This window comes from Pseudomonas corrugata (assembly GCF_050920615.1).
Classification (GTDB): domain Bacteria; phylum Pseudomonadota; class Gammaproteobacteria; order Pseudomonadales; family Pseudomonadaceae; genus Aquipseudomonas; species Aquipseudomonas corrugata.
Map to the genome: position 1 here is coordinate 1419612 of NZ_CP130434.1, position 12487 is coordinate 1432098.

Sequence of the window (12487 nt, forward strand, 5' to 3'; positions counted from 1 at the left end):
GCAGCTCGTGGGTACTCCTTGTCATTTTGCCTTGTTCCAGATGCAGCCGGGTTTCAGCCTGGATCTCGATGAACTGTCGGCGCGTTATCTCGAGCTGGCCCGAGGTGTCCATCCGGACCGCTTCGCGGACGCCTCCGAGGCCGAGCAGCGGCGGGCGCTCGAGCAGTCCGCGAACCTCAACGAGGCCTACCAGACGCTCAAGAGCCCGGCCAAGCGTGCGCGATACCTGCTTGCCATCAGCGGTCATGAACTGCCCCTGGAAGTCACGGTGCACGATCCCGAGTTTCTTCTGCAGCAGATGCAGTGGCGCGAAGAGCTCGAAGACCTGCAGGACAGTGCCGACCTGGCGGGTGTCGCCACGTTCAAGCGCCGCTTGAGGGACGCCCAGCAAACCCTGAATGAAAGCTTCGCAGCCTGCTGGAACGATGCCGCGCAACGCGAACAGGCCGAACGCCTGATGCGGCGCATGCAGTTCCTCGACAAGCTCACCTACGAAGTGCGCCAACTAGAAGAGCGCCTCGACGATTAACCCAGTGCCGCTCCGGTCGCACGCCTGATTACAGATAAGTCCTGATTACGATGGCCCTACTGCAGATCGCCGAACCCGGCCAAAGTCCACAACCGCACCAGCGTCGCCTGGCTGTGGGGATCGACTTGGGTACCACCAATTCCCTGGTCGCTGCGTTGCGCAGCGGCCTTTCCGAGCCGCTGGCCGACGAGCAGGGACGGGTGATTCTGCCGTCCGCCGTCCGCTACCACGCCGATCGCGTCGAAGTGGGCGATTCGGCCAAGCTGGCCGCCGCGACCGATCCGCTGAACACCATCGTGTCGGTCAAGCGCCTGATGGGACGTGGCCTGTCCGACGTCAAGCAATTGGGCGATCAACTGCCGTACCGCTTCGTCGGCGGCGAGTCCCACATGCCGTTCATCGACACCGTGCAGGGCCCGAAAAGCCCGGTGGAAGTGTCGGCCGACATCCTCAAGGTCCTGCGTCAACGCGCCGAAGCCGCGTTGGGCGGTGAACTGGTAGGTGCGGTCATCACCGTCCCGGCCTACTTCGACGACGCCCAGCGCCAAGCCACCAAGGATGCGGCCAAACTGGCCGGCCTGAACGTGCTGCGCCTGCTCAACGAGCCGACCGCCGCTGCGGTGGCGTATGGTCTGGACCAGCATGCCGAAGGCCTGGTCGCCATCTACGACCTGGGCGGCGGTACCTTTGATATCTCGATTCTGCGCCTGACCGGCGGTGTTTTCGAAGTCCTGGCCACCGGCGGCGACAGCGCCCTGGGCGGCGATGACTTCGACCACGCCATCGCCGGCTGGATCATCGAGCAGGCGGGCCTGTCCGCCGACCTTGATCCGGGTGCGCAACGTCACCTGCTGCAAACCGCCTGCGCCGCCAAGGAAGCCCTGACCGACGCGATGAGTGTCGAGGTCGTCTATGGCGACTGGGAAGCCTCCTTGAGCCGCGAAGCCTTCAATGCGCTGATCGAACCGATGGTCGCCCGCAGTCTCAAGGCCTGCCGCCGCGCTGTGCGCGATTCCGGCGTCGAGGTCGAAGACGTCAAGGCTGTGGTCATGGTCGGCGGCTCGACTCGCGTGCCGCGGGTTCGCGAAGCCGTTGCCGAGGCCTTTGGCCGTCAACCGCTGACTGAAATCGACCCGGACCAGGTGGTCGCCATCGGCGCCGCGATCCAGGCCGATACCCTGGCGGGCAACAAGCGCGACGGCGGCGAACTGCTGTTGCTCGACGTGATCCCGCTGTCCCTGGGCCTGGAAACCATGGGCGGCCTGATGGAGAAGGTGATTCCGCGCAACACCACCATCCCCGTCGCTCGCGCCCAGGATTTCACCACCTATAAAGACGGCCAGTCGGCCATGATGATCCACGTGCTGCAAGGCGAGCGTGAACTCATCAGCGACTGCCGTTCCCTGGCGCGCTTCGAATTGCGCGGCATCCCGGCCATGGTCGCCGGCGCGGCGAAGATCCGCGTGACCTTCCAGGTCGACGCCGACGGCTTGCTCAATGTCTCTGCCCGCGAGCTGGGTTCGGGCGTCGAAGCCAGCATTCAGGTCAAGCCCTCCTACGGCCTGACCGACGGCGAAATTGCCCGGATGCTCAAGGATTCCTTCCAGTACGCCGGTGACGACAAGGTGGCCCGCGTGCTGCGCGAGCAGCAGGTAGACGCTCAGCGCCTGATCGAAGCCGTGCAAGGTGCCCTTGAGGCCGACGGTGAGCGTCTGCTGGACGCCGAAGAACGCATGGTCATCGAATTGCAGATGCAGGAATTGTCCGAATTGATCAAAGGCACCGATGGCTATGCCATCGAGCAGCAGACCAAGCGTCTGTCGCACGTCACCGATGCCTTTGCCGCCCGCCGCCTGGATTCGACGGTCAAAGCCGCCCTGGCGGGGCGTAACCTGAATGAAATCGAGGAGTAATAGATGCCGCAGGTGATTTTTTTACCCCACGAGAAGTTCTGCCCCGAGGGCATGGTTGTGGAGGCTGAACCTGGGATTTCCATTCTCGAGCTCGCCCATGAACACCATATCGAGATGGAAAGTGCCTGCGGCGGTGTCTGTGCCTGCACCACTTGTCATTGCATCATCCGTGAAGGGTTCGATTCGCTGGAAGAAGCGGACGAACTGGAAGAAGATTTCCTCGACCGGGCCTGGGGCCTGGAAGCGCAATCGCGCCTGGGTTGCCAAGCCATCGTCGGTACGGAAGACCTGACCGTCGAGATCCCGAAATATTCGCTTAACCATGCGGCTGAAGCCCCGCACTGATGGTGAGACTGTCATGAGCTATGGTTGGAATGATGTACGACGCATCGCTGAAGAGTTGGCCGAAGCCAAGCCGGATGTAGACCCGATGACGGTCAACTTCGTCGATCTGCAGCACTGGATCATGGAGCTTGACGACTTCGACAGTACCTCTGGCCGTTGTGGCGAGAAGGTGTTGGAAGCGGTCCAGGCGCTCTGGATCGAAGAAATCGACTGATCGGCCTGGCAGGTTAGGCAATACCCATGAACCCGCGTATAATTCGCGGGTTTAATTTTTCGCACATTACCGTTTCTGGAGTTACACCCATGGCTGTTCAACGTACTTTCTCCATCATCAAGCCTGACGCCGTTGCTAAAAACGTAATCGGCAAGATCGTGACCCGCTTCGAAGACGCAGGCCTGCGCGTCGTCGCTTCGAAAATGAAGCAACTGTCCAAGGCCGAAGCCGAAGGCTTCTACGCTGAGCACAGCGAGCGCGGTTTCTTCGGTGAACTGGTTGCGTTCATGACTTCCGGCCCGGTTGTCGTTCAGGTTCTGGAAGGCGAAAACGCCATTGCTCGCAACCGTGAGCTGATGGGCGCTACCAACCCTAAAGAAGCCGCCGCCGGTACCATCCGCGCAGACTTCGCCGAGTCCATCGACGCCAACGCCGTCCACGGTTCGGACTCCGAAGCCGCTGCTGCTCGCGAAATTGCCTACTTTTTCGCCGCTACTGAAGTAACCGCTCGCTAAGTAAAGCTTGTGAGTGAGGGTGAGACCATGACTGCATCGATCGGCAAGATTAACCTGTTGGGCTTGACCCAGCCGGAAATGGAGAAATTCTTCGACTCAATCGGGGAGAAGCGTTTCCGTGCCGGTCAGGTAATGAAATGGATTCACCACTTTGGCGTCGACGATTTCGACGCCATGACGAATGTCGGCAAGGCCTTGCGTGAAAAACTCAAGGCCGTTGCCGAGATTCGCGGCCCCGAAGTGGTCAGCGAGGACATTTCCAGCGACGGCACCCGCAAGTGGGTGGTGCGCGTGGCGTCCGGCAGCTGCGTCGAGACCGTCTACATTCCCCAGGGCAAGCGCGGCACCTTGTGCGTTTCGTCCCAGGCAGGCTGTGCCCTGGACTGCAGTTTCTGCTCCACCGGCAAGCAAGGCTTCAACAGCAACCTCACCGCCGCCGAAGTGATCGGCCAGGTGTGGATTGCCAACAAATCCTTTGGCAGCGTCCCGGCGACCGTCGACCGTGCCATCACCAACGTGGTGATGATGGGCATGGGTGAGCCGCTGCTGAACTTCGACAACGTCGTATCCGCCATGCACTTGATGATGGACGACCTGGGCTATGGCATTTCCAAACGCCGCGTGACCCTGTCCACCTCCGGCGTGGTGCCGATGATCGATGAGCTGGCCAAGCACATCGACGTCTCCCTGGCGTTGTCACTGCACGCACCCAATGACGCATTGCGTAACCAATTGGTACCGATCAACAAGAAGTATCCGCTTAAGATGCTGCTGGACTCATGCCAGCGCTACATGTCGGCCCTGGGCGAAAAGCGCGTGCTGACCATCGAGTACACCCTGCTCAAGGATGTGAACGACAAGGTCGAACATGCGGTCGAGATGATCGAGCTGCTCAAGAACATCCCGTGCAAGATCAACCTGATCCCGTTCAACCCGTTCCCGCATTCCGGTTACGAGCGTCCAAGCAACAACGCGATCCGTCGCTTCCAGGATCAGCTTCATCACGCGGGCTTCAACGTCACCGTGCGCACCACCCGCGGCGAAGACATCGATGCGGCGTGTGGTCAACTGGTCGGGCAGGTGCTGGATCGTACCCGTCGCAGCGAACGCTACATTGCCGTGCGCGAGTTGAATGCCGCCGACGATGTACAGAACGCTGCGAACGGTCACTAAGAGAGGAACTCTATGTCACTGCGCTTCGCGCTGCTGTTGCTGTTCACCGGTCTGTGCGCCGGTTGTGTTCTGTCGGGTGACTACAATCCGATGAAAACCAGCAAGGGGCGTGACGAAGCGCGTGCGGCCTATGTGCAACTGGGCATCGGCTATCTGCAGCAGGGCATGACCGAACGGGCCAAAGTGCCGCTCAAGAAGGCCCTGGAGCTGGACAGCTCCGACGCCGATGCCAACGCGGCCCTGGCCCTGGTGTTCCAGGCCGAACTGGAACCGGAGCTGGCCGACGAGCATTTCCGCAAGGCACTGTCCAGCCGGCCGCAGGATGCGCGGATCCTGAACAACTACGGCAGCTTCCTCTACGAGCAACAACGTTACAAGGAGGCCTACGAACGCTTCGAACAGGCCGCCGCCGATACCCTTTATCCTGAGCGTTCGCGGGTTTTCGAAAACCTTGGCATGACCGCCGCGAAACTCGGCCAGCGAGATCTGACCCGCCAGCAGCTGGAAAAGGCGTTGCGGCTCAACCGCCAGCAACCGCGAGCCTTGCTGGAAATGGCTGAGTTGTCTTACGAAGACAGGCAATATGTGCCCGCGCGGGACTATTACGAACGTTTTAGTCTACTGAGCGAGCAAAATGCACGTAGTCTATTGCTCGGCGTTCGGCTGGCGCATGTATTCGAAGATCGTGACAAGGCCGCCAGTTATGGCCTGCAACTAAAAAGACTCTATCCCGGTACGCCGGAATATCAGCAATACCTGTCGGAGCAATGATGAAAGCGGCGCATCCTGAAGTGGTAGCAGCGACTCGCGTGAACCCCGGTGAGACCCTGCGTCAAGCCCGCGAAAGCAATGGCTGGTCGCTCGCCCAAGTGGCCCTCAAGCTCAATCTCACTGTGGCTTCCCTGAGCAACCTGGAAGCGGGCGCGTTCGATAAATTGCCAGGGCATACCTTTGCCCGGGGCTACATCCGCGCCTACGCCAAACTGCTCGACATGGATCAGACCGTGCTGGTCCAGCAATTCGATCAATACACCGGTTCCGACGCCCAGGGCAGCAATGTGCACAGTCTGGGTCGCATCGAGGAACCGGTGCGTGTTTCCCACACTATTTTGCGAATCGTCAGCCTGTTGCTGCTGATCGCGGTGATTGGGGGCGGTTTCGTCTGGTGGCAGGATCAAGCTTCTCTGCGCAGCAAGGAATCGGTCTCCATGGCGCCGGAGCACGTGGAAGTGGAGGGTGCCGACGGCACTACGCGTATCCACCCGCTGGACGAGCCGGAAGACCAGGCCGTGCTTGAAGGCCAGGCGCAAGGTGAATCCAGCCTGGCGCTGCCACAGAGCCAGGAGAGTGCTGACGCCGAAGCCGGTGCCGAACCGGGTACGCCTGTCGCCCCGGCTGTTGCGCCTGCCGTTCCAGGCACGCCTGCGCCAGCCACCAGCGCACCAGTTGCCCCGAGCACACCTGCACCGACCGTGGCGGCTCCGGCTCCGGCTCCAGCTCCAGCTCCAGCTCCAGCTCCGGCTGCGACGCCAGCTGCCCCTGCTGCGCCGGCCGCAGGTGAAGGCCAGCTGCAGATTCAATTCACCGCCGATTGCTGGACCCAGGTTACCGACGGCAACGGCAAGGTGCTGTTCAGTGGCCTCAAGCGCAAGGGCGATACCACGTCCATCAACGGCAAGCCGCCGTTTGCCGTACGCCTGGGCTATGCCCGGGGCGCGCAGGTCAGCTACAACGGCCAGCCGGTCGATGTGGCCCCGTTCACCAGTGGCGAGACTGCTCGCCTGAAGTTGGGTCAATAAGTCATGCACGGCGAATCTCCAATCAAACGTCGCGAATCCCGCAAGATATGGGTCGGTAACGTGCCCGTGGGCGGCGATGCGCCTATCGCTGTGCAGAGCATGACCAACAGCGATACCAACGACGTGGCTGCCACCGTTGCGCAGATCAACCGCCTGGAAGCCGCCGGTGTCGACATCGTTCGCGTATCCGTGCCGGACATGGACGCCGCCGAGGCGTTTGGCAAGATCAAGCAGCTGGTCAAGGTGCCGCTGGTGGCCGACATTCACTTCGACTACCGCATTGCCCTGCGCGTGGCCGAGCTGGGTGTCGACTGCCTGCGTATCAACCCGGGCAACATTGGGCGCGAAGACCGCGTGCGCGCCGTGGTGGACGCTGCCCGCGACCGTGGCATTCCGATCCGCATCGGTGTGAACGCCGGTTCCTTGGAAAAAGACCTGCAAAAGAAATACGGCGAACCTACGCCGGCGGCTCTCGTGGAGTCGGCGCTGCGTCATGTCGAGCACCTCGAGCGCCTGAATTTCCAGGATTTCAAGGTCAGCGTGAAGGCCTCCGACGTGTTCATGGCCGTCGAAGCCTATCGCCTGCTGGCCAAGGAAATCGTCCAGCCGCTGCACCTGGGCATCACTGAAGCCGGTGGGTTGCGTTCGGGCACGGTGAAATCCGCCGTCGGCCTCGGTATGCTGCTCGCCGAGGGGATTGGCGATACCATCCGCATCTCGTTGGCGGCTGATCCGGTCGAGGAAGTGAAAGTCGGCTACGACATTCTCAAATCCCTGCACCTTCGTTCCCGTGGCATCAACTTCATCGCCTGCCCGAGCTGCTCGCGGCAGAACTTCGATGTGGTCAAGACCATGAACGAGCTGGAAGGGCGACTCGAAGATCTGCTGGTGCCGCTGGATGTCGCGGTGATCGGCTGTGTGGTCAACGGGCCGGGCGAAGCCAAGGAGGCCCATATCGGCCTCACCGGCGGTACGCCGAACCTGATTTACATCGACGGCAAGCCGTCGCAGAAGTTGACGAATGACAATCTGGTGGATGAGCTGGAACGGCTGATCCGCGAGAAAGCGGCCGAAAAGGTCGAAGCCGACGCAGCGGTCATCGCACGCGGCTGAGCAACCGAATTTTTAAGGATTTATTGTGAGCAAGTCTCTGCAAGCCATCCGTGGCATGAACGACATCCTGCCCGAACAGACGCCCCTGTGGCGCTATTTCGAGGGTACCGTCGCACGTTTGCTGGATAACTATGGCTATCGGCAGATCCGCATGCCGATCGTCGAGTTCACCGAGCTGTTCAAGCGCTCCATCGGCGAAGTGACCGACATCGTCGAAAAAGAGATGTACACCTTCGAGGATCGCAACGGCGATTCCCTGACCCTGCGCCCGGAAGGCACGGCTGCCTGCGTGCGTGCGGTGCTCGAACATGGCATCACCGGCGGCGGGCAGGTGCAGAAACTCTGGTACATCGGCCCGATGTTCCGTCACGAGCGTCCGCAGAAAGGTCGCTATCGCCAGTTCCACCAGATCGGCCTGGAGGTGTTCAACCTCGACGGCCCGGACATCGACGCCGAGCTGATCGTCATGACCTGGCGTCTGTGGGGCGAGCTGGGCCTTCGTGACGCGGTCAAGCTCGAGCTCAACAGCCTGGGGACCAGCGAGTCCCGTGGCCGCTACCGTGAAGCGTTGGTGGAGTTTCTTTCCGCGCACCTGGACAAGCTCGACGAGGACAGCCAGCGCCGTCTGACCACCAATCCGCTGCGCGTGCTCGATACCAAGAACGCCGATACCCAGGCCATCCTGGCTGACGCGCCGAAGATGGCCGACTACCTCGATGACGAATCCCGTGCGCACTTCGAAGGGTTGAAGGCGCGCCTGGACGCCGTGGGCATTCCTTACGTGATCAACCCCAAGTTGGTCCGCGGCCTGGATTACTACAGCAAGACCGTTTTCGAATGGGTCACCGACAAGCTTGGCGCCCAGGGCACCGTGTGTGCCGGCGGCCGTTACGACGGTCTGGTGGAGCAGATGGGCGGCAAGCCGACGCCAGGCGTGGGCTTTGCCATGGGCATCGAGCGCCTGGTGCTGATGCTCGAGGCATTGGACAAGGTGCCGGAAGAGCTTTCCCGTCAGGTCGACGTCTACCTGTGTGCCTTCGGTGAAGCAGCCGAACTGGCGGCCCTGACCCTGAGCGAACGGGTCCGCGACCAGTTGCCTGGTCTGCGCCTGCAGATCAACGCCGGCGGCGGCAGCTTCAAGAGCCAGTTCAAGAAGGCCGACAAGAGCGGTGCGCTGCATGCACTGATCCTGGGTGACGACGAACTGGCCCAACAAGTGGTAGGTTTCAAACCCCTGCGTGGCCAGGGCGAACAACAAAGCATTGCCTGGGATGCGCTTGCTGCACACCTGGCCACCTGCGTCGTGCAGGGTTGAAGCTGTCAAAACAGCCGATTTAGCGATTAAGGAGTATTGGGGTGTCGAGTACCGAAGATGAACAGCTGGCGGATTTGAAGGACTGGTGGAGCCGCAACGGCAAGCCGCTGGTCACTGGCGGCCTGTTGGCGCTGGTCATCGTATTCGGCTGGCAGGCGTTCCAGAAATACCAGAGCAACCAGGCGCAAGGCGCCTCGATGCTTTATCAGCAATTGCTGGAAACCACCCTGACCCCGGACGGCAAGCCTGATGCTGCCCGCGTGGCGGACCTGGCCGGCAAGCTCAACAGTGAGTACGGCGGCACCGCCTACGCGCAGTACGGCCGCCTGTTCGTAGCCAAGGTTGCCGTAGACAGCGGCAAGCTGGACGACGCGGTCATCGAGCTCAAAGGTATTGTCGACAAGCCCGCCAACTCGACCCTGGGCGAAGTGGCGCGTCAGCGTCTGGCGCAGGTGCTGGCGGCGCAGAACAAGACCGAAGAGGCGTTGAAGCTGCTCGACGGCGATGCCGACAAGGCGTTCCTGGCGACCCGCGAAGAACTCAAGGGCGACCTGCTGGTACAACTGGGTCGTGCTGATGAGGCCCATGCGGCCTACCAAAAAGCCAAGGCTGCGCTGTCGGACGAAGCCGCAGTCGGTGGCCTGCAAATCAAGCTGGACGACCTGGCCAAAGGGGATGCGTGACGTGATCCGTTGGAAACATGCAGCATTGCTGGCTCTGGCCATTCTGGCCGCGGGTTGCAGCAGTAACAGCAAGAAAGAACTGCCGCCGGCCGAACTGACCGACTTCAAAGAAGAAGTCGTGCTGCAGAAGCAATGGAGCCGCTCCATCGGCGACGGCCAGGGCGAAACCTACAACATGCTGGTGCCGGCCATCGATGGCGACACCATCTATGCCGGTGACGTCACGGGCGTGGTGATGGCGATGGATCGCCTGAACGGCGACGTCAAATGGGAAAAAGATCTCGAACTGCCGGTATCCGGCGCCGTTGGCGTGGGTTACGGGCTGGTCATGATCGGTACGCTCAAGGGCGAGGTCGTTGCCCTGGATGCCAGTAACGGTGAGGAGAAGTGGCGCGCCCGCGTGTCCAGCGAAGTACTCGCACCGCCTGCCTCCAACGGTGATGTGGTCGTGGTCCAGACCCAGGATGACCGTCTGATCGGCCTGGATGCTGCAACCGGCAACCAGCGCTGGTTGTACGACAGTACTCCTGCGGTCCTGACCCTGCGTGGCACCAGCGCACCGATCGTCACCAACCGCCTCGCGGTGGCCGGGCTGTCGACCGGTAAAGTGGTTGCCCTGGACATTTCCAACGGCGTGCCGGTGTGGGAGCAACGTGTTGCCGTTCCACAAGGTCGTTCGGAGCTGGAGCGCGTGGTCGACATCGATGGCGGCCTGCTGCTGTCCGGCGGCACGATCTACGTCGCCAGCTACCAGGGTCGCGTTGCGGCGCTGGACCTGGAAAGCGGTCGTCCGTTGTGGCAGCGCGATGCGTCCAGCTACGCCGGTGTCGCCCAGGGTTTCGGCAGCGTCTACGTGAGCCTGTCCTCGGGCACGGTTGAAGGCGTCGACGAGCGCTCCACCACCGCACTGTGGAGCAACGATTCCCTGGCCCGTCGTCAACTGTCGGCCCCGGAAGTGTTCTCCAGCTACGTTGCAGTCGGTGACCTGGAAGGTTACCTGCACCTGCTGAGCCAGGTGGACGGTCGTTTCGTCGGCCGCGAGCGCATCGACAGCGACGGCCTTCGTGCCCGTCCGCTGGTGGCAGGCAACATGATTTATGTGTATGGCAACAGCGGCAAACTGGAAGCCCTGACCATCAAGTAAGACTATGCTTGGGGCTAGATCTCAAGCGGCCTGTCCTTTGTGGGAGCGGGCTTGCGCGCGAATACGGTGTATCACAAGAGAATTTGTTGACTGACGCACCGCATTCGCGAGCAGGCCCGCTCTCACAGGACTGCCTCCGAGCACCAGCCGCTGCCTCGCAGCGGCTTTTGTATTTTCTGAAATAACGAAGTGGAGAGCCGCATGGTTCCCGTAATCGCCCTGGTGGGCCGACCGAACGTCGGCAAGTCCACCTTGTTCAATCGCCTGACCAGGACTCGCGACGCCATCGTCGGCGACTTGTCCGGTCTGACCCGTGATCGCCAATACGGTGAGGCCAAGTGGCAAGGGCGTACCTACATTCTGATCGACACCGGCGGCATCTCCGGCGACGAACATGGCATGGACGAAAAAATGGCCGAGCAGTCGCTGCTCGCCATCGAAGAAGCGGATGTGGTGCTGTTCCTGGTAGACGCCAAGGCCGGTTTCACCGCCGCCGACCAGATGATCGCCGAGCATTTGCGCAAGCGTAACAAGCGCTCCCATGTGGTCGCCAACAAGGTCGACAACATCGATCCGGACATGGCTCGCGCCGAGTTCGCGCCGTTGGGCATGGGCCAGGCGATCCCGATTGCCGGTGCCCACGGTCGCGGCATCAGCCAGTTGCTGGAAGTCGCCCTGGCTGACTTCCCGAAAGATGACGATGAGCCCGAAGAAGGCGAAGAAGAAATCGTCGCCGAAGGCGAGGAGGCCAAGCGCATTCCGGGCCCGAGTGAAAAAGACGGGATCAAGATCGCGATCATCGGCCGTCCGAACGTGGGCAAGTCGACGCTGGTCAACCGCATGCTCGGCGAAGACCGGGTCATCGTGTACGACCAGCCCGGCACCACCCGAGACAGTATCTACATCCCGTTCGAGCGCAACGAAGAGAAGTACACGCTGATTGACACCGCCGGTGTGCGCAAGCGCGGCAAGATCCACGAGGAGGTCGAGAAGTTCTCCGTGGTCAAGACCCTGCAGGCCATCAAGGACGCCAACGTGGTGATCTTTGTGATGGATGCACGGGAAGGCGTAGTCGATCACGACCTGAACCTGCTGGGCTTTGCCCTCGAAGCCGGTCGTGCGCTGGTCATCGCGATCAACAAGTGGGATGGCATGACGCCGAGCGAGCGTGATTACGTGAAGGTCGAATTGCAGCGTCGGCTGTTCTTCGTCGACTTCGCCGACATCCACTTCATCTCGGCGCTGCACGGTACGGGCGTGGGTAACCTCTACGCGTCGGTGCAGAATTCGTTCAAGTCGGCGGTGACCCGCTGGCCAACCAACCGCCTGACCCAGATCCTGGAAGATGCCGTTGGCGAGCACGCGCCACCGATGGTCAACAACCGCCGGATCAAGCTGCGCTACGCTCACCTGGGCGGCGCCAACCCGCCGATCATCGTGATCCACGGCAACCAGATCGAGAAGGTGCCCAAGTCGTACGTCCGTTACCTGGAAAACACCTATCGCCGTGTCCTGAAGCTGGTCGGTACGCCGATCCGCATCGAGTTCAAGGGCGGCGAGAACCCGTACGAAGGCAACAAGAACACGCTCACTGACCGCCAGGTCAACAAGAAGCGCCGCTTGATGTCGCACCACAAGAAGGCCGACAAGAAGCGTCGCGACAAGCGCTGAGCGAAAGTCAGCGCCGATCACCTGTGGGAGCGAGCCTGCTCGCGAAGCGTCGGGACAGCAACCTTGATGCAAG

The 12487-nt window shown here is 61.5% G+C and carries 13 protein-coding genes; all 13 read left to right on the plus strand.

Annotated features, from left to right (window positions below; genetic code table 11):
- The first annotated feature begins 7 nt into the window (after positions 1 to 7).
- On the plus strand, positions 8 to 529 hold the full coding sequence (gene hscB / locus QZH45_RS06315; RefSeq protein WP_024777047.1) for a co-chaperone HscB: 522 nt from the start codon (positions 8 to 10) through the stop codon (positions 527 to 529).
- 50 nt (positions 530 to 579) lie between these two features.
- Positions 580 to 2442 (plus strand): Fe-S protein assembly chaperone HscA, encoded by a 1863-nt coding sequence (hscA, locus tag QZH45_RS06320; RefSeq protein ID WP_055135231.1) that lies wholly within the window; start codon positions 580 to 582, stop codon positions 2440 to 2442.
- A gap of 3 nt (positions 2443 to 2445) precedes the next feature.
- Complete coding sequence (fdx, locus tag QZH45_RS06325) at positions 2446 to 2787, plus strand: ISC system 2Fe-2S type ferredoxin (protein ID WP_008014719.1); 342 nt, start codon at positions 2446 to 2448, stop codon at positions 2785 to 2787.
- A 13-nt stretch (positions 2788 to 2800) separates the two neighbouring features.
- On the plus strand, positions 2801 to 3001 hold the full coding sequence (iscX, locus tag QZH45_RS06330; RefSeq protein ID WP_024777049.1) for a Fe-S cluster assembly protein IscX: 201 nt from the start codon (positions 2801 to 2803) through the stop codon (positions 2999 to 3001).
- Positions 3002 to 3090: 89 nt separating this feature from the next.
- On the plus strand, positions 3091 to 3516 hold the full coding sequence (ndk, locus tag QZH45_RS06335) for a nucleoside-diphosphate kinase (RefSeq protein ID WP_003185145.1): 426 nt from the start codon (positions 3091 to 3093) through the stop codon (positions 3514 to 3516).
- 27 nt (positions 3517 to 3543) lie between these two features.
- A complete protein-coding gene (rlmN, locus tag QZH45_RS06340) occupies positions 3544 to 4689 on the plus strand; it encodes a 23S rRNA (adenine(2503)-C(2))-methyltransferase RlmN (protein WP_055135232.1) in 1146 nt (381 codons plus the stop codon).
- Positions 4690 to 4701: 12 nt separating this feature from the next.
- Entirely contained in the window at positions 4702 to 5460 is a 759-nt protein-coding gene (pilW, locus tag QZH45_RS06345) for a type IV pilus biogenesis/stability protein PilW (protein WP_024777051.1), read from the plus strand.
- A complete protein-coding gene (locus QZH45_RS06350) occupies positions 5460 to 6488 on the plus strand; it encodes a RodZ domain-containing protein (protein ID WP_069018471.1) in 1029 nt (342 codons plus the stop codon). Before pilW ends, QZH45_RS06350 begins: the two co-directional genes overlap by 1 nt.
- A 3-nt stretch (positions 6489 to 6491) precedes the next feature.
- Entirely contained in the window at positions 6492 to 7601 is a 1110-nt protein-coding gene (gene ispG / locus QZH45_RS06355) for a flavodoxin-dependent (E)-4-hydroxy-3-methylbut-2-enyl-diphosphate synthase (protein WP_020795607.1), read from the plus strand.
- Between the two features lie 25 nt (positions 7602 to 7626).
- Positions 7627 to 8916 (plus strand): histidine--tRNA ligase, encoded by a 1290-nt coding sequence (gene hisS / locus QZH45_RS06360; RefSeq protein WP_024777053.1) that lies wholly within the window; start codon positions 7627 to 7629, stop codon positions 8914 to 8916.
- 41 nt (positions 8917 to 8957) lie between these two features.
- On the plus strand, positions 8958 to 9599 hold the full coding sequence (locus QZH45_RS06365) for a YfgM family protein (protein WP_024777054.1): 642 nt from the start codon (positions 8958 to 8960) through the stop codon (positions 9597 to 9599).
- Entirely contained in the window at positions 9592 to 10743 is a 1152-nt protein-coding gene (gene bamB, locus QZH45_RS06370; protein ID WP_024777055.1) for an outer membrane protein assembly factor BamB, read from the plus strand. Before QZH45_RS06365 ends, bamB begins: the two co-directional genes overlap by 8 nt.
- Before the next feature lie 201 nt (positions 10744 to 10944).
- Complete coding sequence (gene der, locus QZH45_RS06375; RefSeq protein WP_024777056.1) at positions 10945 to 12414, plus strand: ribosome biogenesis GTPase Der; 1470 nt, start codon at positions 10945 to 10947, stop codon at positions 12412 to 12414.
- Positions 12415 to 12487 lie beyond the last annotated feature (73 nt).